The 21914-nt window shown below is 64.7% G+C and carries 15 protein-coding genes; 5 read left to right on the forward strand and 10 right to left on the reverse strand.

All coding sequences use genetic code 11. From position 1 onward, the window contains the following. Positions 1 to 66 precede the first annotated feature (66 nt). On the forward strand, positions 67 to 3756 hold the full coding sequence (locus BPRO_RS28035) for a PAS domain S-box protein (RefSeq protein ID WP_198140935.1): 3690 nt from the start codon (positions 67 to 69) through the stop codon (positions 3754 to 3756). A 20-nt stretch (positions 3757 to 3776) separates the two neighbouring features. Here BPRO_RS28035 and BPRO_RS14915 read toward each other — a convergent pair whose 3' ends face one another. After that, a complete protein-coding gene (locus tag BPRO_RS14915; RefSeq protein ID WP_011483903.1) occupies positions 3777 to 4619 on the reverse strand; it encodes an IclR family transcriptional regulator domain-containing protein in 843 nt (280 codons plus the stop codon). Between the two features lie 129 nt (positions 4620 to 4748). On the opposite strand from BPRO_RS14915, the gene pobA reads away from it, so the two are divergent. Both pobA and BPRO_RS14925 read left to right on the forward strand, forming a co-directional pair. Further along, entirely contained in the window at positions 4749 to 5918 is a 1170-nt protein-coding gene (gene pobA, locus BPRO_RS14920; protein WP_011483904.1) for a 4-hydroxybenzoate 3-monooxygenase, read from the forward strand. 184 nt (positions 5919 to 6102) lie between these two features. Beyond that, the gene (locus BPRO_RS14925) at positions 6103 to 7035 is read left to right on the forward strand and encodes a CoA transferase (RefSeq protein WP_011483905.1); all 933 of its coding nucleotides are present in this window, start codon (positions 6103 to 6105) and stop codon (positions 7033 to 7035) included. Between the two features lie 85 nt (positions 7036 to 7120). Here BPRO_RS14925 and BPRO_RS14930 read toward each other — a convergent pair whose 3' ends face one another. The 9 genes from BPRO_RS14930 to BPRO_RS14970 all read right to left on the reverse strand — a co-directional run bounded on the left by BPRO_RS14930 (position 7121) and on the right by BPRO_RS14970 (position 17688). Then, entirely contained in the window at positions 7121 to 8032 is a 912-nt protein-coding gene (locus BPRO_RS14930; protein WP_011483906.1) for a DMT family transporter, read from the reverse strand. 229 nt (positions 8033 to 8261) lie between these two features. Next, positions 8262 to 10757, reverse strand: a complete 2496-nt coding sequence (locus tag BPRO_RS14935) for a YgiQ family radical SAM protein (RefSeq protein WP_011483907.1) — start codon at positions 10755 to 10757, stop codon at positions 8262 to 8264. A 254-nt stretch (positions 10758 to 11011) separates the two neighbouring features. Continuing rightward, complete coding sequence (fahA, locus tag BPRO_RS14940) at positions 11012 to 12289, reverse strand: fumarylacetoacetase (RefSeq protein ID WP_011483908.1); 1278 nt, start codon at positions 12287 to 12289, stop codon at positions 11012 to 11014. A gap of 56 nt (positions 12290 to 12345) precedes the next feature. Beyond that, on the reverse strand, positions 12346 to 13650 hold the full coding sequence (gene hmgA, locus BPRO_RS14945; RefSeq protein ID WP_011483909.1) for a homogentisate 1,2-dioxygenase: 1305 nt from the start codon (positions 13648 to 13650) through the stop codon (positions 12346 to 12348). A gap of 21 nt (positions 13651 to 13671) precedes the next feature. Next, a complete protein-coding gene (locus BPRO_RS14950) occupies positions 13672 to 14136 on the reverse strand; it encodes a MarR family winged helix-turn-helix transcriptional regulator (protein WP_011483910.1) in 465 nt (154 codons plus the stop codon). Between the two features lie 22 nt (positions 14137 to 14158). Then, the gene (locus tag BPRO_RS14955) at positions 14159 to 15133 is read right to left on the reverse strand and encodes a Bug family tripartite tricarboxylate transporter substrate binding protein (RefSeq protein ID WP_011483911.1); all 975 of its coding nucleotides are present in this window, start codon (positions 15131 to 15133) and stop codon (positions 14159 to 14161) included. Between the two features lie 53 nt (positions 15134 to 15186). Next, a complete protein-coding gene (locus BPRO_RS14960; protein ID WP_232291414.1) occupies positions 15187 to 15390 on the reverse strand; it encodes a hypothetical protein in 204 nt (67 codons plus the stop codon). A gap of 17 nt (positions 15391 to 15407) precedes the next feature. Further along, a complete protein-coding gene (locus tag BPRO_RS14965; protein ID WP_232291567.1) occupies positions 15408 to 16991 on the reverse strand; it encodes an FAD-dependent oxidoreductase in 1584 nt (527 codons plus the stop codon). 235 nt (positions 16992 to 17226) lie between these two features. Then, the gene (locus tag BPRO_RS14970; protein WP_041389875.1) at positions 17227 to 17688 is read right to left on the reverse strand and encodes a CHRD domain-containing protein; all 462 of its coding nucleotides are present in this window, start codon (positions 17686 to 17688) and stop codon (positions 17227 to 17229) included. Between the two features lie 433 nt (positions 17689 to 18121). Between BPRO_RS14970 and BPRO_RS14975 the strand changes: the two genes are divergently transcribed. Both BPRO_RS14975 and ligD read left to right on the forward strand, forming a co-directional pair. After that, the gene (locus tag BPRO_RS14975; RefSeq protein WP_011483914.1) at positions 18122 to 19057 is read left to right on the forward strand and encodes a Ku protein; all 936 of its coding nucleotides are present in this window, start codon (positions 18122 to 18124) and stop codon (positions 19055 to 19057) included. 25 nt (positions 19058 to 19082) lie between these two features. Further along, positions 19083 to 21731, forward strand: a complete 2649-nt coding sequence (gene ligD, locus BPRO_RS14980; RefSeq protein ID WP_011483915.1) for a DNA ligase D — start codon at positions 19083 to 19085, stop codon at positions 21729 to 21731. Positions 21732 to 21914 lie beyond the last annotated feature (183 nt).

A 21914-nucleotide genomic window follows, 5' to 3' on the forward strand; every position in this document is an offset into this window, starting at 1 on the left:
TGGCCCTGGCAAGACGCGCCCTTCCGGCAGTCCCACTTCCCACGAGATTCCGAGCAGCATGCATCCGTGGGACGCCAGATCATCTGGACGGCCACCGCCCTCATCGTCTTTTCGGGCTGTGCCGTAGCCGTCGCGCTGTTCCACCTTCGAAACGAAGCCCTTCGCTCCGGTGAGAAGCTGACCCAGTCGCTGGCGCAGGTGATTGCGGAACAGACCAGTCGTACCTTTCAGGCCGCCGACCAGCGCCTGCAGCTGGCAGCCAGCCGGCTGCAGGCGCTCGACGCGGAAAAGCGGCTGACGGAGGAATCAGTCAGAGCGTTGCTGCGCGAGCAGCTCAGGGGGCTGCCTTTCGCACGCGCGATCTGGGTGCTGGATCGCCAGGGCCGCACTGTTTTTGATTCGGACACCGGCAACATCGGCACCCAGCTGGCGGACCGCGAGTATTTCCAGGTCTACAAGCAGCGCCCGGCCACGGGCTTTCACATCAGCGCTCCGGTGCGCAGCCGCTCTACCGGCACCTGGCTGATCAGCACCTCGCGACCCTTGCGCTCGGCCAACGGAGAGCTGACGGGGGTGATCGTCGCAGCCGTGGAGCCGCCCTATTTCGACACCCTCTGGCGGGACATCGACCTGGGCGCAGGCGGTGCGATCGCACTGTTTCGCAGCGATGGCCTGCTCATGATGCGCAGCCCGGTTGATGAGCAGGCCATGGGCAGGATTTTCTCCACCCTGCCCCTGTTCACCGAACGGCTTTCCAACGGACCGCAGGGCACATTTACGGCCACCAGCGCAGTCGATGCCCATGTACGCATCATCTCTTACCGCACACTGTCACCGTACAGCGACATGCTCGTCACGGTTGGCCCCTTGTACGACGACGTGCTGGCACCCTGGAGACGCTTTGCCGGGCTGTCATTCCTGATCTGGCTGGCCGCTGTGGCCACGGTGGTCCTGCTGTCGGTGCTGCTGTACCGGCAGTCGCGCCTGCGCGCAGGCACCGAATTGCGCTTTCGCCAATTGGCGCAAGCCATGCCGCAAATTGTGTTCATCACCGATGGCAACGGGCGGCTGACCTTCGTCAGCGACCAATGGAGCGAGGTAACCGGCGAGCCTCTGGACGTAGCGCTGAAAGGCGGCTGGCTCGACCGGATCCATCCCGATGACCTGCAAAGAGCCACAGACTGTATGCGGCACATGCTGGACACCGGCGAGAGTATCCGCAACGAACATCGCCTGCGCTGCAAGGACGGCAGCTACCGCTGGCAGCTGGTACGCGCCACGCCAAATCGCGACCGCAGCGAACGCATCGTCTCCTGGTACTGCACCTCGACGGATATCGACGAGCTGAAGCAGGCCGAAGCGACACTGAAAGCCCAAACCGGCTTGATGCAAATGGCCGGGCAAATTTCCAGGCTCGGCGGCTGGGCGCTGGAGGTGCCCGAGATGCGTGTCCTCTGGTCTGATGAGGCCTCCGCCATTCTTGGGCTACCGAAGGGCAGCGCACCAACACTGGAATCGGCCATTGGTCTTTGCGAGCCAGAGTGGCGCGAACTGGCAACGCGGGTCGCGCAGGCTTGCCTGAATCACGGCACGCCTTTCGATGTGGAAGTGAAGATGCTCACGCCCGCCGGGCGCAGTGTCTGGATCCGCTCGATGGGCCAGGCGGTGCGCGATGGCAGCGGCAGCATCACGCGCATGCAGGGCGCGCTGCAAGACATCACAGAGCACAAGCTGGCCGCACAAACCCTGCTCGAAAGCGAGCAGCGCCATGCGGCCTTGTTCGATACCGCGCCCGTTCCGATGTGGGTAATGGACAGGAAGGACCACCACTACATTGCCGTCAACGACACCGCGATCCAGCTCTACGGCTATTCGCGCGAAGAATTTGTCGTCATGACACCCCTGCAACTGTTGTCCGCGGCAGAGCATCCCCGCATGCAGCACCTCATGACGACCGGGCTGCCAATGGACACGCCCGAGTTCTGGATGCACCGGCAAAAAAACGGCACCGAGTTTCCGGTGGAAGTGATTCGCCGCGTGATCCGCTACGGTGGGCGGGACGCGGTATTCGCTGTGGCGTTCGACATCACCCTGCGGGTCCGGGCCGAACAGGAGGTACAGGCTTACCTGCTGACCCTGCAACGCGTTGCGGATGCCACCCAGACCATCACACAGCATCAGTCGCTGGACACCATGATGCAGGAAGCGGCCGAGCAGTCCCGCGCCATCATCGGCGCCCATCAGTCGGTCATCAGCCTGCCGCGTGACGGCCATCGCTCGCAGGCCATCACGGCCCGGTCGCTGTCTGAAAAATATGCGGGGCAGCCGCACTGGAGCGACAGCCCCGAGGAAAGCGGCATCCATGCGATGGCCTGCGAGACCCGGCGCGCCGTGCGGCTGACGCAGGCCGAGCTGGAGGCCGATCCGCGCTGGTGCGGGATCAGCAAATCCTCCGAGCCCTGCCGGACCCTGCGCGGCTGGCTTGCCGTGCCACTGACAGGCCGCGATGGCGCCAATATCGGCTGGCTGCATCTGTCGGACAAGTTCGTGGGCGAATTCAACCTGCAGGACGAATACGTGGCCACCGAACTGGCCCAACAGGTCTCGATCGCGATTGACAACTTGCACCTGTTGTCCCAGGTCAAGGAGCTGAACAGCGGGCTGGAGGAAAAGATCATCCAGCGCACCGGTGAGCTGTCGCGCCAGGAGGCGCTGTTCCGGACGCTAGCCGAACAGGCTCCCCAGCCGATCTGGACTGTCGATCCGCGGGGCGCCGCCACCTTTTTCAGCCGGGCCTGGTACGAGCTCGTCGGCGGTGCACCGCCCGACTGGCACGGCCACGCCTGGGTCGGGCTTGTGCATCCGGACGACGTGGTCGCGGCGACGCAGAACTGGCGGGAGCCCAGCGCAGAGCCCACCCTGATTACCGGCACGCGGCGGCTGCGTGCCAGGAGCGGGGCCTACCACACGATGTCGTACCGCGCCTCGCCGGTGAGCAATGAACACGGCGAGGTGATCTTCTGGGTAGGCGTCGATACGGACATCACCGAGATCAAGGCGATCGAGACCGCCCTGCGACTGTCCAACGCAGAGCTCGAAGCCTTCTCGTACTCGGTCTCCCACGACCTGCGTTCGCCGCTGACGACGGTAGACGGTTTCAGCCGCCTGCTGGCCAAGGAACTCAAGGACAACCCGGGCAAGAAGCTACAGCACTACCTCACCCGAATACAGTCCGGTGTCGGCCAGATGGGCCAGTTGATAGAAGCCCTGTTGTCGCTGGCGCATGTGGCGCGCCTGGAACTTCGGCGGGAACCTGTCAACCTGAGCGTCCTGGCCAACGAGACGCTTGAGCGACTGAAAGCCGGCGATGGCGCGCGCCAGGTGGATTGCAGCGTCGAGCCTGGGCTGCTGGTGCATGGTGACGGCCGGCTGCTTCGCTCCGTCATGGAAAACCTGCTGAGCAACGCCTGGAAGTTCAGTTCGCGCCGGCCCCGGGCCACGATTGCGGTTGGCCGGTCAACGGCACATGACGCGTTCTTTGTGCGCGACAACGGCGCCGGCTTCGACATGGCCTATGTCGACAAGCTGTTCGGCACCTTTCAGCGTCTGCACAGCGTGTCGGAATACACCGGAACCGGTGTCGGCCTCGCGACCGTGGCCCGGGTGATTGCGCGCCACCGCGGCCGGATCTGGGCCGAGTCGGCGCCGGACAAGGGGGCGACATTCTTCTTCACGCTGCCGGGCGAGGAGTTTTGAAGCGCAGCCCGCCTGAACCCCTACAGCAGGGGACGCAGTTCTCGCGCAGCGTCCAGCAGCAGGGGCAGCAGGTCGCGCCGCAAGGCCTCAGGCGTCATCCGCTGCGGAGACGACACCACATTGAGCGCCGCCACCGTCCGCCCCTGCATGTCGCGCAGCGGCACGGCCAATGCATGCACGCCGAGTTCATGCTCTTCACTGGCGATGCAGTAGTCATCAAGACGCGCCTGGTCAATCAGCGCCCGGAGCTTGCGCGGATCGGTCGTCGTGTGCAGCGTCAGCCGGGCCAGGCTGCCGGCTTCGGCCCTGGCCTTGAGCCACGCGTTCAACTCGCTTTTGGTCTTGGCCGCCAGCAGTACCCGGCCAGTCGACGTCGCGTGCGCCGGCAAACGCGCCCCCAGATGCAGGCCATAAGCCAGCAGCCGGGCCGGCGCGGTCTTGCCGTCGGCGAACGTCTTCCACTCAAACCCGCTGCGCCCGATGATGACAATCTCGTCGCCGTCCAGCACCACAACTGAAAACGACTCCTGGGTCTGGGCGGCCAGCCGGTTCAGGGTGGGTTGCACGGCGCGTGGCAGCCGCGCAGTCGCCAGATAGCTGCCGGAAAACCGCAGCACCTTGGCCGCCAGCCAGAAATAGCTGCCGTCCGTCTCAAGGTAGCCCAGGTGCGTCAGCGTCAGCAAATGGCGGCGCGCGGCCGCCCGCGTGATGCCGGCGCGCTCGGCCGCCAGCGTGGCATTGAGGCGCTGGCGCTGGGTGTCAAAGCTCTCCAGCACCGCCATGCCCTTGGCCATGCCTTCGATCATGTCGGCCTTGGCGATCTCGAAGCGCCGGGAAGTTGAAACGGTTTTTGCAGCGACCATTGCGCGATCATCGCACAAGTACGCCAAACATCGTGCAATGGCGACCTGCCGCCCCTAGCGGTGCGACGCCCGTCAGCCTACGCTTGGAGACCAGGACAACATGCCATTGAAGAGGCACAGGAGACGACCATGCGAGTACAGGTAGCGATTGTGGGTGGTGGCCCGGCCGGGCATTTGCTGGGCCAGCTGCTGCACAAGGCCGGCATAGAGGCCATCGTGATTGAGCGGCACAGCCGCGAGTATGTGCTGGGCCGCATACGCGCTGGCGTGCTGGAGCAAGGCACGACCGACCTGCTCGACGAGGCGGGCGTGGGTGCGCGCATGCACCACGAAGGCCTGCTGCACGGCGGCATCTCGCTCGACTTCGGAGGCACCCATCACCGCATTGATCTGCACCACCTCACCGGCGGCAAGCAGGTCATGGTCTATGGCCAGACCGAGGTGACCCGCGACCTGATGGACGCCCGCGCCGCAGCGGGCCTGGCCACCGCCTACGAGGCCGAGCAGGTGAGCCTGCATGACTTTGATGGCGAGCGTCCCCGGGTGCGCTACGTACAGCACGGTGTCGCGCACGAGGTCGAGTGCGACTTCATTGCCGGCTGTGACGGCTACCACGGCGTGAGCCGCGCCAGCGTGCCGGCGAGTGCACTGCAGACCTTTGAGCGCATCTACCCCTTTGGCTGGCTGGGCATGCTGACCGACACGCCGCCCGTCTCCCACGAACTGGTCTACACCAACCATGCACGCGGCTTCGCGCTGTGCAGCATGCGCAGCCACACGCGCAGCCGCTATTACCTGCAATGCTCACTCGACGACAAGGTAGAGAACTGGAGCGACCAGGCCTTCTGGGACGAGCTGCGACGACGCCTGGCACCCGATCTCGCGGAGCAACTGCAGACCGGCCCGTCGATTGAAAAAAGCATTGCCCCCCTACGCAGCTTTGTCGCCGAACCCATGCGCTTCGGCCGACTCTTTCTGGCCGGCGACGCCGCTCACATCGTGCCGCCCACCGGCGCCAAGGGCCTGAACCTGGCCGCCAGCGACGTCGGTTACCTGGGACGCGCGCTGACGGAGTTTTATGCGGGCAACGAAGGCGGTATCAACGCCTACTCAGACACCTGCCTGCGCCGGGTCTGGAAGGCCGTGCGCTTTTCGTGGTGGTTCACCTCGCTGATGCACAAGTTTCCCGACTCAGGCGGCTTTGGAGAGAAGATTCAAGCGGCGGAACTGGACTACCTGATTCACTCACAGGCAGCATCCACCGCGCTGGCAGAAAACTACGTCGGCCTGCCGCTGTGACCGAAGTGGTTTGAGTGGCTGTGCCGTAAGCGGCTTGATTGGCCGAGGGCCGGTTGACGGCGGTGAATAGCCGTTCAACAAGTGCCCGGCACGAGGTGGGCTCACCGGGGACCGGCTGACAGGTGCCAGCGAACCACGCCGGGCTCACCCATAATCAGCCTCCTGTCCCATCAGGTCCCCACCCATGCCGCCTTCTGATTTGCCCCCCACCCGCAAAACCCTCGCCCCACTTCAGTCGCTCAAGGGCGTGCGCGTGGTCAGCCTCGCGCTCAACCTGCCCGGGCCTGCCGCGCTGATGCGCTGCCGCCAGATGGGCGCCAGCTGCGTGAAGCTGGAACCGCCCGCGCCCCCGGGTGCACCCGCCGGCGCATCAGGCGATCCGATGAAGCAGTACAACGCCACGGCCTATGCCGCACTGCACGCCGGCGTGCGCACGGCCGCGGCCGACCTCAAGACCGAACGTGGCCAGCAGCTGCTGCACCGCGAACTGGCCAAGGCCGATGTGCTGCTCACCTCCTTCCGGCCCTCGGCACTGGTCAAACTGGGGCTCACATGGAAGGCACTGCACAAACAGCACCCGCACCTGAGCCAGGTCGCCATTGTCGGCAGCCCGGGCGAGCGCGCCGAAGAGCCCGGCCACGACCTCACCTACCTGGCAGAAAACGACCTGGTCACCGGACTCGAATTGCCCGCAACGCTCTACGCCGACATGGGCGGCTCACAGATGGCCAGCGAGGCCGTGCTGCAGGCCGTGCTGCACCAGCGCAGCAAAGCCAAAGGCCTATACCTTGAGGTGGCCCTTTCAGGCGCCGCAGGCTACCTGGCCCTGCCGCGCGCCTGGGGCCTGACCCAGCCCGGCGCGGCCGTCGGCGGTGGCCACGCCGGCTACCGCGTCTACCCGTGCAAGGATGGGCGGGTGACGGTGGCGGCACTGGAGCCGCATTTTGCGGCCAGCCTGTGCGCGGCTGCGGGCGTTGAGGGGTCCGGCATGAAGGCGATGTTTGCGCCCGCGACGCACCAGGCGATAGCAAGCTGGCTGCTGGGCAAGACGCGCAAGGAGCTGGACAAGCTGGCGGCAGAGAAAGATATTCCGCTGCATACGCTGCCAAATTGGTAGTTGCCCACACGCCTAAAAAATATTGAGCTTGAGGCCGATTTCACTTTGCAAAAGCCAACATGAAACCGGCCTCCTCGCGTATCACTCAGCGCCAGGCCAGCACCACCATCGCCGCCCCCAGCAGCAAGGCCCCCGTGCCCTGCTGCCCTGTCAGCGGCTGGGAAAACAAGCACGCAGCAGCCACCGCAGCCACCAGCGGCTCAACCAGCGTGCCCACCACCGCCGCCGTCGGTGACAGGCGGCGTGCGCCCCAGGCAAATGCCAGGTAGGCAATCGAGGTGGTGAACACGCCGGTGTAGCCCACCTGCAGCCAGGCGGTGGTATCGCGCGGCCAGGTCAGGCCTTGCGCGCTGGCCAGCAGCAGCATCAGCAGCGCAGCCACCGTCATGCTCCAGGCCGAAGCGCTGACCGCCGGCACATGCGCAGGCATGCGCGCATTGCCCAGCACCACCACGGAATAAAGGCCCGCTGAAGCAAACGACCAGGCGAGGCCCACGGCGTAGTCCTTCGGCAGGCTCAGGCCCTCCGCAGGCATCACGATCAGCCCGACCCCACCCAATGCCAGGGCCAGCGCCGCCACCAGCCGCCCGCTGGCGCGCTCATAGCCGCGTGACACGGACAGCACAGCGACGATCACCGGTGCGCAGCAGATTGAAATCACCGTGGGCAAGGCTGCCCCGATGTAGGTGATGCCGGCAAACCAGCTGGTCACATTCATGGCCATCGCCAGACCCGTGCCCACAATCAGCGCCCGTTCGCGCCAGGGCAATTGCCGCCATTCGCCCGATGTTTTGCCTGCATTCCTCACAGGCACCGCCTGCCGCAGATGCCACCACCACAGTAGCGGCAGGCCCAGCGCAAAGCGCGCCAGAGACAAGCTGTACGGCGCCATGCCGCTAGCCATCACAGACTGGGCGACCAGAGCGCCCACACCCCACAAGACGCCCGCGAGCAGGACGCCACCCCAGGCCAGGGTGGCCGATGTTTGGGTTTTCATGAAAAAATTTCTCCATCCGTGCGCCGGCCCGCAGGGCTTTGTTGCCAGATCAATGGAGCAGGCGCGTCAACTCAAGGCCGCACGCCGTTCAATAGTGAACAGGCGCGGCCGCATGCGCAGCCCGGCATCAAGCCGGGTGCATTACAGAGTTGCGGAGGGGGGAGAAAGCTGGAGATGCATGGGTGACATCATAGCCAAAGCCATGGATTGCGGGTCCCGCAATGACAGATCAACGTGCTTTACGCACTGGCGGTTTGCCGCCCGGTTTGCCCGACCCGTTGTCGCGCGGCGGCAGGCCGGTGTGCTGCGTCAGGATGCGGCCCTTGACCGGCGTGGGGGTCTTCAGCACCACGGTGGTCGAGTTCTTGCGGCGCGCGCTCTGGTAGCTGCCATCGGTCAGGGGCTGGAAGGTCGGGATCAAATGGTGCTTGCCATTGCCGATCAAATCCGCGCGGCCCATGGCTTTCAGCGCTTCGCGCAGCACCGGCCAGTTGTTGGGGTCGTGATAGCGCAAAAACGCCTTGTGCAGCCGGCGGCGGCGCTCGCCTCGCACGATGTCCACCGTTTCGCTGTCGCGCGTGATCTTGCGCAGCGGGTTCTTGTTGGTGTGGTACATCGCCGTGGCCGTGGCCATGGGTGACGGGTAGAAGGTTTGCACCTGGTCGGCGCGGAAGCCGTTTTTCTTGAGCCAGATCGCCAGGTTCATCATGTCTTCGTCGCTGGTGCCGGGGTGGGCGGCGATGAAGTAGGGAATCAGGAACTGCTTCTTGCCGGCTTCGAGCGAGTACTTCTCGAACATCTGCTTGAACTTGTCATAGCTGCCGATGCCGGGCTTCATCATCTTGGTGAGCGGGCCCTGCTCGGTGTGCTCGGGCGCGATCTTGAGGTAGCCGCCGACGTGGTGCGTCACCAGCTCTTTCACGTACTCGGGGCTTTGCACGGCCAAGTCGTAGCGCAGGCCGGAGCTGATGAGGATTTTCTTCACGCCCTTCAAGGCCCGCGCCCGGCGGTACATCTTGATCAGCGGGTTGTGGTTGGTGTTCAGGTTGGAGCAGATGCCCGGGTACACGCAGGAAGGCTTGCGGCAGGCCGCCTCAATCTCGGGCGACTTGCAGCCGATGCGGTACATGTTGGCCGTCGGCCCGCCCAGGTCGGAAATCGCGCCGGTAAAGCCCTTGACGGTGTCGCGGATGGCTTCAATCTCGCGGATCACCGAGTCTTCGGACCGGCTCTGGATGATGCGGCCTTCGTGCTCGGTGATCGAGCAGAAGGTGCAGCCGCCAAAGCAGCCGCGCATGATGTTCACGCTGAAGCGGATCATCTCCCACGCCGGGATCTTGGTGGCATGGTCGTGGCTGCCGTTTTCGTCGGCATATATCGGGTGTGGCGAACGTGCGTAGGGCAGGTCAAACACGTAGTCCATCTCGGCCGTGGTCAGCGGGATGGGTGGCGGGTTGATCCAGACGTCGCGCGCGGTGGCGCCTTCACCATGGGCCTGCACCAGCGCGCGGGCGTTGCCGGGATTGGTTTCGAGGTGCAGCACGCGGTTGGCGTGGGCGTACAGCACCGGGTCGCTTTTGACCTGCTCGTAGGACGGCAGGCGGATCACCGAGCGGTCGCGCGGCGGGACCTTGATCTTGCCCTGCATGTGCGAAAGGCTGGGGTTGGGCACAAAGGTGAGCGGCTTGATGGCCGGGTTTGCTTTTATTCCCTCTCCCCCTGGGAGAGGGTCAGGGTGAGGGCTCCCCGCATTGGCTTTGAATGCAGTCCTGGCATCAGATGCGACCTGAAGCGGCTTTGTCGCGCCCTCACCCCTGCCCTCTCCCTGGGGGCGAGGGAGTAAGGCAGCGTCTTTCTCGGCCTGCGCGGCCACGTCAGCGGCCTCGTCTTCGCGGGCGCAGGTCGCGCCCTGCTCTTTGGCCTGCTCCGAAATCATCAGATAGGGGTTGACATGCGCCTCGACGCGGCCCGGTGTGTCGACGTTGGTCGAGTCGATCTCGAACCAGCCCTGCGCCGTTTCGTCGCCGCTGCGGCGAATGAAAGCGGTGCCACGGATGTCGGTCATGGTGGCAACCGGCTCCCTGGCGGCCAGGCGGTGGGCGATCTCGACAATCGCGCGCTCGGCGTTGCCATACAGCAGCAGATCGCATTTCGAATCGACCACGATGGAGCGGCGGACTTTGTCAGACCAGTAGTCGTAGTGCGCAATGCGGCGCAGCGAGCCTTCAATGCCGCCCAGGATGATGGGCACGTCTTTGTAGGCTTCCTTGCAGCGCTGCGAATACACCAGCGCCGCGCGGTCGGGGCGCTTGCCGCCCACGTCGCCGGGCGTGTAGGCGTCATCGCTGCGTATCTTGTGATCGGCCGTGTAGCGGTTGATCATCGAGTCCATGTTGCCGGCGGTCACGCCGAAGAACAGGTTGGGCTTGCCCAGCACCCTGAAGGGGTCGGCGCTTTGCCACTCGGGCTGCGCGATGATGCCGACGCGAAAGCCCTGCGCCTCCAGCATGCGGCCAATCACCGCCATGCCAAAGCTGGGGTGGTCGACATAGGCGTCGCCGGTGACGATGATGATGTCGCAGCTGTCCCAGCCTAGCGCCTCCATCTCGGCCCGACTGGTGGGCAAAAACTTGGCCGTGCCGAAACGGGCCGCCCAGTACTTGCGGTAACTGGTCAGCGGCTTGGCGGCACGCGCAAAGAAAGAGACGTCGATGGGGGCGTTCATGGGGGGCTTGGGTAACCCGCCATTGTAAGGTTTACCCTGATTTTTACCTCTTTAATTGGCATTTAGGCCCTACAAACTGCCTGCGGAGTGGTTAAAGCGCCGGCCCTGACGCTCACCTCGCTCGACGCGACGCTTCCGGCCGGAACTCCACAGAAGGGCCAGACTCGTCCATTGAATAAACCTTCATCCCAATGGATACGGGATTCATACGCTATCAACTCGATAGCATTCGCCGGGCCAGGATCAGCGGGCAGTTAGCTGCGCGCGGGCAACAGCCGGCCCTGGCAATCGCCAAAGCCGATACGACGGAAACCGGCGCGCGCGCAGTAACCGCGCAGGATGATGGAGTCACCGTCTTCGAGGAAGGTGCGCGTTTCCCCATTGGCCAGCGTCAGCGGGTTCTTTCCGCCCGAACTCAGTTCCAGCAGCGAGCCAGCCTGCTCGGGCCTGGCGCCCGACAGCGTGCCGGAGCCTAACAGGTCGCCCGGCTGCAGGTTGCAGCCGTTCACGGTGTGGTGCGTGATCATTTGCGCCACTGTCCAGTAGGCATCGCGAAAGCTCGACTGCGACAGGCGCACCGGACCCTGGCCGGCATCGCGCATGGCCAGGGTCTGCAGCCAGACCTCGAGTTCCACGTCGATACCGCCTTGCTGCCGGTTGCCTGCTGAGTCGAGGTACGGCAAAGGTTGCGGGTCACCCTCGGGCCGCACGAAGGGCGCACGAAAAGGCGCCAGGGCCTCCATCGTCACGATCCAGGGCGAGATGGTGCTGGCAAAGTTTTTGGCCAGGAAGGGCCCCAGCGGCTGGTATTCCCAGGCCTGCACATCGCGCGCCGACCAGTCATTGAGCAGCACCATGCCAAAGGCGTGGGCCTCCGCCTGGTCCATCGTGAGCCGGTCGCCCGGCGCATTGCCCTGCCCCATGAAAACGCCCAGCTCCAGCTCGTAGTCCATCCGGTGACTGGGCCGCAAAACCGGTACTTCTTCGTTGGGGCCTTTGGTCTGGCCCAGCGGTCGGGGAAACGACTGGCCGCTGACCCCGATGGACGATGCACGGCCGTGGTAGCCAATCGGTACCCACTTGTAGTTGGGCAACAGTGGCGCATCGGGGCGAAACAGCTTGCCGACGGTGGTGGCGTGATGAATGCCGGTGTAGAAGTCGGTGTAGTCGCCGATACGGCAAGGCAAGGTCATTTCAAGCCCCGCCTGCGGCAACAGCGCGCTGAGCCATGCGGACTGGCTTGGGCTGCCTTCGCGCAGGCCTTCAGAGATCGCTGCGCGCAGGGCCTGGCGCTCTGCAGCGCCCATGGCCATCAGCACATTCATGTCATCCGTGGCGATGAGACCGGCCGCTTTCAAATCAAGCGCCTGGTCGCCAATGGCAACACCGATGCGAAAGGCTTCAGCGCTGCCGACGCGCCGAAAACGGCCGAAGGGCAGATTCTGGATCGGAAAGTCGGTGTCCGCCGCGTTGGCGGAAGTCACCCAGCTGCGAAGCGCCGGGTCGTGGGTGGCATTGAGCGAATCATTCATGGTGCAAATCCTTGACGCCAGGGCGCCGTGAAAGGGGTGATGAGCCGTGCGAAAACTCAGGGCTTGAATTGATCCTTGAGGCCCGCCCAGCAGCTGAGGTAACCGGTATCCAGCGCACCGCCTTCCATGGCAAATGCGGTGGGAATAAAGCGGTAGCGGCTTTCAAACATGAAGGCCAGCGTGTTGTCCAGCTTGTGCGGCGCCAGCTCGGCGGTGCTGGCTTTCTCAAAGGCCTCGGCGTCCGGTCCGTGCGGCACCATGCAGTTGTGCAGCGAAGCGCCGCCCGGCTTGAAGCCTTCGGGCTTGGCGTCATACTGGCCATACACCAGCCCCATGAATTCGCTCATGAGGTTGCGGTGGTACCAGGGCGGACGGAAGGTGTTTTCGGCCACCAGCCAGCGCGGCGGGAAGATCACGAAGTCGCAGTTGGCCGTGCCGGGGGTGTCCGATGGCGAAGTCAGCACCGTGAAAATGGACGGGTCCGGATGGTCGTAACTGATGGAGCCGATCGTCATGAAATGGGCGGTGTCGTACTTGTAGGGCACCAGGTTGCCGTGCCATGCCACCACATTGAAGGGGCTGGCGGGCTGCTTCGCAGTCCACAGGCGGCCGCCATACTTCTTGATGATGTCGAACCCGCCGGCGGGGGCTGCCACGTCATCGAACGCCGCCGTGGGCGCCATGAAATCCCGCGCATTGGCCAGGCCATTGGAGCCGATCGGGCCCAGTTCCGGCAGGCGGAAATGCGCGCCGTAGTTCTCGCAGACGTAGCCGCGTGACGCGCCGTCTGGCAGCGCCACGCTGAAGGCCATGCCGCGCGGCACCACGGCCACCTCGCCGGGCCTGACCTCCAGCAGGCCGAGTTCCGTCTTCAGCACCACCCGGCCCTGCTGCGGTACCAGCAGCATTTCACCGTCGGCATTGACCATGGCGCGTTGCGACATGGACCGGTTGGCCACATACACGTGCGCAGCCATGCCGGTTTGGGCCTCGGCATCGCCGTTGGCCGCCACGGTGCGCATGCCGTCCACAAAGTCCAGCGCCTCGGCCGGGATGGCAAACGGGTTCCAGCGCAGCGGGTCGGGCGCAACGGCCATGCCGCCCGCCGCACCGGTCGTCCACTGCGGCTGTGCATAGGCCTGGTAAGCGCCGCTGACCACGGAGGGCTGGCGGCGGTACAGCCAGCTACGGCGATTCTCGGCGCGCGGTGCCGTGAAGGCGGTGCCCGACAACAGCTCGGTGTACAGGTCATGGGGCGCGCGCTGCGGGCTGTTGCGGCCCTCGGGCAAGGCACCCGCAACGGCTTCACTGACAAACTCGTTGCCAAAACCGGACTGGTAGCGCAAGGCGTCTGTGTTCATCGCATCTCTCCAAAGTAAATTTCAGTCATCGGCGCCATCAGCATCAGCCGCGTCGCCATTGGCCCGGGCCTGATCGATCAGGCGGTCGAAAAAATCGCTGAGCTGGGTTCGCTCGGCAGCGCTCAGCACATTGAAAATTTCCTGGTTTCGCTGCCCCACCACCTGCATGGCACGCTGCCATGCCGCCTTGCCCCTGGGCGTGAGCGTCAGCACCACGCCGCGCCCGTCCGTCGGGCTGGCAGCCTTGAGCACCAGGCCCTGGTCAACCAGCGACTGCGCGGCCCGGCTGGCCTGCCCCTTGTTCAGGTTGGCCTTTTTTGCCAGGTCGTTAACCGACAGCGGCGCAAAAGTGCCCACCGCCGTGAGGCAGCGGCCGTCGCTCATGGACAGCCCTGCCCCGGCCACATAGGCGCGCTGACTTTCAATGTCGGTCAGCTTGTGCAGCAAATGCAGGCGGTAAGTCAGGGTCCTGTCGAGCTTGATCATGGTCAGTCCGGCTTGTTCATGTTCAGTCCAGCTTGATGCCGCTGGCGCGAATCACCTGCGCCCACTTTTCGCGTTCGGCCTTGGCATAAGTAGCCATCTGGGCCGGCGTGCTGGGCGTGGGCTCCAGCCCCAGAACCTGGAAACGCGCCTTCACCGACGTGGAATTGAGCGCGTCGACCAGCGTTTTGTTCAGTTTACCGATCACGTCGGCTGGCGTTCCGGCCGGTGCCACCAGACCTTGCCACACATAGGCTTCAAAGCCCTTGAGGCCCTGCTCGTCCAGCGTGGGAATGGCTTCGAAGTTCTTCACGCGGTGCGGACTGGCAATGCCGATGGGACGCAGGCGCCCCGCATTGATGAAAGCCATGCCGCTGGCCGTATCGACAAACATGAAGGGCAGCTGGCCACCCGTCACATCCTGCACCGCCGGCGCCGCACCGCGGTAAGGAACATGCACCAGGTTCAATCCGGTCTTGCCGCGAAACAGTTCCGTGGCCAGGTGGTGCGGGCTGCCCGCGCCTGGCGTGGCGTAGCTGACCCCGGACTTCTGGGTCTTGGCCCAGGCCGTGAATTCGGCCAGGTTCTTCACGGGAATCGCCGGGTTGACCACCAGGATCATGGGAAAGCGGGCCAGCAGGCCAATGGGCGCCAGGTCTTTTTCGGCGCTGTAGCTCAGCTTGGTATAAAGCGCCGGGTTCGCGGCCAGCGTGGCGGTGTCGCCGGTGAGCACCGTGTAGCCGTCCGGTTTGGCATGGGCCACATAGTCAGCGCCAATGTTGGTGGCGGCGCCCGGCTTGTTGTTGATGACGATCGGTTGCCCCAGCGCGCTGCCCATCGCTTCTGTCAGCGCCCGGGCCACCACGTCGGATCCGCCACCGGCGGGGTAAGGCACCACCCACTCGATGGGCCTGGTGGGAAAGCTTTGCGCCGAGGCGGCCGTTGCGGCCAAGGCCAGGAGCGCCATAGAACGGCGGATGAAGGCGGGAAGGTTTTGCATGTTGTCTCCAGACAGAAATGAATCGGTAGCCGTCGGTGGCGCGGCAGAAAAAATCAGGTACCTGCCAGGCGCTCGGCCTGGGCAATCAGCGCCAGTGCCTCGCCGGCATCGGCCTGGCGGCTGAGCAGTGCAAGGGACAGCGTGGCCAGAAACAGCGGAGCCCTGGCCTCGCCCACACGGGCCGTCGCCTCTGCGAGTGCCGTGTAGGTCTGATCAAGGTGGTCAGCGTTGGGGGCGGTCATGGTCAGGGTTGTCATGGTTGTCTCCTGCGGTTTCACAGCGGGCGGGCCGGGCTGGCGGTGAGGTGTTGCTGAAAAGGCTGCAAGGCTGCCTGAACAGCGGCGGGCGGTGCGCCCGTCCAGCGCCCCATCAGGTACCCGTCAGGCCGCACCAGCCACACCGAGCCGTCGGCCGCGCCGTAACGCTCCCGGGCTTGTCCGGCCTCGTCGACCAGCGTGTTCACGGCAGGCTCACCCTGGCTGGCAATGCAGATCACGCGGACCGCGGCGGGACTGCCCTCTGCGGGCGCGGCCAATGCGGCGATATCGTCCGGCAGCCGGCCATGCTGCGCGAAATACAGCACCACAAAACCGGCACCGAAGCACGACGTCAGGTGGACGTGGCCACTGGCGCCGAGCAACCTGGCCTCCGGCGCGGGCATGCCGGCGCGGAGCCCGGCCTGAGGCGCGCCCCCCTGCGAAGGCAGGTTCAGCGGAGAGCCCACATATTCAACGGGTGTGGACTGGCGTGGGTTGAGCAGCGAATTGACGGCTGCGTCTTCGGTGGCCAGACGCAGCGCCGCCTCGCGCAGCAATTTGAAACCGTAATTGGGCGGCGCCATGAACTCCGTGCTTTTGGCGCCGTAGGCAATGTTCTCGCGGGTGGCAAGCACGCGCTCGGTCGAATAGCTGTCCAGCAGGGAATCGGCCGCCCGCCCCTGCTGCACCAGCGCCAGCTTCCAGGCCAAATTGGCCGCATCGTCGAGACCCGAGTTGAGTCCGCGCACCCCGAAAATCGGCACCAGGTGGGCCGCATCGCCGGCAAACAGCACACGGCCATGGCGATAGCTGGGCAGCGTGAGGCATTTGGCGTTGTAGATCGAAATCCACAGCGGCTCCCAGGGCTCGTCCTCGCCAATCATCGAAAGATGGCTTTGCACACGCGGCAGCACGTTTTCAGGCTTCACCGCCTCCACCGGATCCTCGTCGTCGCGGATCTGGTAGTCGATGCGCCAGACATCGTCAGGCTGGCGATGCATCAGAATGGTCGAGCCGGGATTGGACGGGGGGTCAAACCAGGCCAGGCGCTCCACGGCGCGGCGGGTTTTTTGCACCACGTCCACGATGACGTAGCGGCCTTCGTACTGGGTGCCTTCCAGTTGCAGGCCAAGCTGCTCACGCACCGTGCTGCGGCCCCCGTCACAAGCCACAACCCAGTCCGCCTGCACCGTGTGCACCCCATCGGCCCCCTGGACATCCACCTGCGCGCCATCCGCCTGCGGCCGGACCGCGGTCACCTTGCTGGACCAGCGCACGTCGACAAGGCCGCCCTGCGCCAGGGCCGCCTTGTGGGCGAACTCCTCGGCATAGAACTGCTGGATGTTGACCATGGGCGCGAAGCGCTGTGTCGGCTCGCTCGGCATCTGGAAATGCAGCACCTCCCGGTCGCGAAAATAACTGCGCCCGCCGACCCAGGACAGGCCCTTTTCGACCAGCGGTTGGTCGGCGCCGACCCAGCCCAGTATTTCCTGCGAGCGGCGCGACATGCAAATCGCCCGGCTGCCGGCGCAATAGCCGTCGTCGGCTTCAATCACAAGACTGGCAATGCCATGGTGTCCGAGCAGGGCCGCCAGGCTCATGCCGACAGGTCCGCCGCCGGCGATGAGCACGGGAACCCTGTCGGGCCAGTGAGTGGGAAGTGGGGTAGTCACGATGCGTTTGTCCCGGTTGATTTTGGTTGCGGGCGCAACTATAAATCAACCTGGTTGCGCGCGCAACCATTTTCTCAGAATGGCTTTTGGCCGCCGCAGTGGCTCCCCGCCCCGACGCGCAAAACAGTCAGGACCGCAGCGAAACCATCAGGCCACTGCCCCGCTAATTGCGCACTGTCATCTGGCCACGTACTTCGCCTGCGGGGTTGGCCACCGTGTGAATATTGGCGTACCAGCGGCCAGCCATCAGGTCCGCAGCCTGTGTCGGCGTCAGCGTGGCCCGGCCTTCGAGGGGGCTGACGATGGGGCCCTGCCAAGGCAGCACAATACCTGCGTTGACACCAATGGCAGCAGGGCCGTGAAAGTGGGCGCCCGTGGCGGGCCCGGTCAGGCCGCTGAAGCTGACTTTCCAGCGAAACAGGTTGGTGTCTTTATTGAGCACCGCGTCGACCGAGCCGGTAGCGCGGCTGGCAGTGGGCGGCACCTCGTTGGCGCCCCGCAACTGGGTGGTAAACGCCACCAGGTTGGACTGGCGATCCATCAAGCCGCAGCCGGTGATGGCGGTCACAGCCGCCACCATGATGGCGGCACGGGAAATACGGCTTGCTTGACGATGGAGGAGCATGATCAATTCCTGTAGATCAAAAAAGCCATTGTCGGCGGGGCAAAACCGCGCCATCGTAGGATAAACCCGGTGTGGCCGGCGGGCATGGGACGACATGCCCGCCAGGCGGCCAGCCTGGTTGCCGCGGGGGTGGCATGGCGCCGCAATTAATGGGGTCGCTGTCCTACGGCACAGGCGCATGGCAGCCGACAGGCAACTGCCAGCCATCTTGGGAAAGTGACACTATGTCCATCCTCATTCACCATGACTCACCATGAGCACCCATGCCTAAAGCCCATGGTTAAACACACATGGTTAAACCACATGGCTGACACGCTGCAACACCATCTACTGCAACACCATCTGCGTCTGCGCGGTTTGCGGGAAAGCATTCACGGCACCGCCGCCGACAGGGGCGGCTGACGCAGTACGGTACGACCGGAAGGAGCTGGCAATGGCTTCACGCGTTCTATGGAAAGGTGCCATCAGCTTTGGGCTGGTCCACATCCCGGTGGCGCTGCATGCGGCCACGTCTGACAGCGGTATCGATTTTGACTGGCTGGACAAACGCAGCATGGACCCGGTTGGCTACAAACGCATCAACAAAAAGACCGGCAAGGAAATCAGCCGGGAAAACATCGTCAAGGGCATCAAATACCAGGATGACCAGTATGTGGTCCTGTCCGCAGAGGAAATTGCCGGGGCTTATCCCAGGACGACCCAGACGATCGAGATCGAAAATTTCGTTTCCAATACGGAAATTCCCTTCATCTACCTGGAGCGGCCCTACTACATCGCGCCCATCAACAAAGGGCAAAAAGTCTATGCCCTGCTGCGCGACACCTTGCTTGACACGCAGCGGGTCGGCATCGCGCGGGTGGTGATCCAGACCAAGCAACACCTGGCCGTGCTGGTGCCCTCCGGCCCTGGCCTCATCCTGAACCTGATGCGCTGGGGCGAAGAAATCCGCTCCTGGGAAGACCTGGACCTTCCACCCGAGGGCGCGAAGGCGGCCGGGCTGTCGGCGCGCGAACTGTCCATGGCCAAACAGCTCGTCAATGACATGACGGAGACCTGGCATCCGGAAAAATTCAAGGACTCGTTCAGGGACGAAATCATGGCGCTGGTCGAACGCAAGGCCAGGGAAGGCAAGATCGAAACCGTGGAACAGCCTGAAGCGGCGGAGGATTCCGCCGCACGTTCGGGCGCCACCATCCTCGACCTCACCGAATTGCTCCAGCGCAGCCTGCGCAAGGGCGGCGCGGCGGCCGCAGCAGATGACAAGGCGCCCGCCAAGTCCGACACCAGAGCCCGGACGGCCACCCGCACGACCCCCCGCAAAAATACGGTAAAAGCCGCTTCGCGCACGCACGCCAAGCGGGCCGCCTGAGGCTTGCCGCCAACACATCCGAACCATGGGTTCCGCGGATTTGCTGAAAACCTACCGCGCCAGGCGCGACTTCAAGCAGACGCCCGAGCCCGCCACGGGAGGCGAGCGCTCCGGCAAGGCGTTGAGGTTTGTGGTCCAGAAGCATGCGGCGCGCAGCCTGCACTACGACTTCCGGCTGGAACTGCAGGGCACGCTGAAAAGCTGGGCGGTTCCCAAGGGGCCGAGCCTGGATCCGGCCGTCAAACGCATGGCCGTGCATGTCGAAGACCACCCGATGGCCTATGCAGGCTTTGAAGGCACCATTCCACCCGGGCAGTACGGTGCCGGCCACGTCATTGTGTGGGACCGCGGGCTCTGGACGCCGGTGGGCAACCCGGCCGCAGGCCTGAAGAACGGCAAGCTCAAATTTGAACTGCATGGTGAAAAGCTCAAGGGAGGCTGGACGCTGGTGCGCATGCACGGCCATGCCGGGGAAAGCCATGAACCCTGGCTGCTGATCAAGGAGCAGGACGACCACGCACGCCCCGAGCAGGTATTTGATGTACTCCAGGCGCTGCCCAACAGCGTGCTTTCCGGCAAGCCCTTGCCTGGCAAGGCAGCCACCGGCACACAGTGCGCCCCTCGCGCTGCGCGCACCAGAAAAGCAGCGCCTGAAAGCCACGCCGGGAAGCACGCCAGAACAACGGCGGCCAGCGCACGGTCCGGTAAAAGCATTCCCAAAGGCATTCCCGAAGGCGCGGTGAAATCCAGGCTGCCCGGCACGCTGGCCCCGGAACTGGCCACGCTGGTCAACCGCGTGCCTGCCGACCCGCAAGACTGGATCTACGAAATCAAGTTTGATGGCTACCGGCTGCTCACCCGCACCGAGGGAGACTCGGTGCGCTGCATCACGCGCAACGGCAACGACTGGACCGCCAGGCTGCCTGGGCTGGCCAAAGCCGTTGCACAACTGGATATACGCTCCGCCTGGCTGGACGGCGAAATCGTGGTGATGAATGACCAGGGCGTGCCCAGCTTCGGCGCGCTGCAAAACGCCTTTGACAGCGCCAGCACGGCCGACATCCGCTACTACGTGTTCGACCTGCCGTTTTACGATGGGCTGGACCTGCGCCAGGTGCCGCTGGCGCAGCGGCGTGAAATCCTGCGCACGGCCCTGACGCGCAATCCGCAGGACAGCATCCGTTTCAGCGAGGCGTTTGACCAGCCCCCGCAAGACCTGATCGACTCGGCCCAGCGCCTGGGCCTGGAAGGCGTGATCGGCAAGCGCGCAGCCTCGCCCTACGTCTCGCGCCGCTCGCCCGACTGGATCAAGCTCAAAACCCGGCTGCGCCAGGAGTTTGTGATTGGCGGCTACACCGAGCCCAAAGGCTCCCGCACCGGCCTGGGAGCCCTGCTGCTGGGTGTGCATGATGCGCAGGGCAGGCTCCGGTACGCCGGCAACGTGGGCACAGGCTTCAATGCCGAGACACTGCGCAGCCTCAAGGAGCGGCTGTCAACGCTGCACAGCGAGCGCAGCCCGTTTGCCGCGCTGCCGACAGGCGTCAAAGGGCAATGGGTGAAGCCGCAACTGCTGGCCGAAGTGGCGTTTGGCGAATGGACCCACGGCGGCCACATTCGACACCCCGTGTTCCAGGGACTTCGCACCGACAAACCGGCCAGAAACATCCTCCGTGAGACGCCCACATCACCAGTCACCCCCCGGAAAGGCTCCGACATGCCGCAAGACGCTGCCACACCAGGCCCCACCAGCCGCAAAACCCGTGACAAGGCCCCTGGCAAGGCTCCTGAGTCCGTGCGCATCACGCATCCCGACCGCGTGATTGACAAGACCACCGGCTTCACCAAGCAAGCCATGGTGGAGCACTACGCCGCCGTCGCCCCGCTCATGCTGCCGCACCTCAAGGGGCGCCCGGTTGCCCTGGTCCGCGCGCCGGCAGGCGTCGGGGGTGAGCTGTTTTTCCAGAAACACGCGCAAGCCACGGCGATTCCCGGCATCAAGCTGCTCGACCCGGCGCTGGACCCGGGACATGAGCCGCTGCTCGAGATCCCTTCTGCAGCGGCCCTGCTGGAAGCCGCGCAAGTCAATGTCGTGGAATTCCACACCTGGAACGCGACCAGCCGCGCCATTCGCAAGCCTGACCGCATGACCTTCGACCTGGACCCCGGCGAAAAGGTTGGCTGGCCGGAGATGCAGGAGGCCGCGCAGCTGGTGCACTCTCTTCTGGATGAGCTGGGACTGGCCAGTTTTCTGAAAACCAGCGGAGGCAAGGGCCTGCACGTCGTGGTGCCGCTGAGGCGCAGCCACGACTTCGACACGGTGAAGGATTTCTCGCACGCCATTGTGAAGCACTTGGCAGGTGTCTTGCCGCAACGCTTCGTGGCGAAGAGCGGCCCCAAAAACCGGGTCGGCAGGATATTTGTGGACTACCTGCGCAACGGTTTCGGCGCCACGACCGTCTCGGCCTGGTCGGCGCGCGCGCGGCCAGGGCTGGGGGTCTCGGTACCGGTGGCGTGGGATGAACTGGCTTCCCTGACCGGAGGTGCGCACTGGACCGCGACGACGATAGGCGGGCGGCTGGCGACTGGAAACCAGCCCTGGAAGGACTATGGCGCCCGCGCCAATGGCCTGGCGGAGGCGATGAAAAAGCTGGGCTTCAAGCCGCCCGCCCATTGACGGCGGAGCGGCCACGAAGCAGCTTGTCATCGGCCTCCTACACCCGCAGCATCCTTGACCCGACAGCCACCGGGAGCCGCAGCGTCTAGTGTGGTGTTGCATGCTTGACGGCACAAATAAAACCGATGGATTTTTGTTCAGGACAAGGCGTAAACCACAGCAATAGCCCCGCTATTGCGCGGA

The sequence above is a fragment of the Polaromonas sp. JS666 genome (genome assembly GCF_000013865.1).
Taxonomy (GTDB): Bacteria; Pseudomonadota; Gammaproteobacteria; order Burkholderiales; family Burkholderiaceae_C; genus Polaromonas.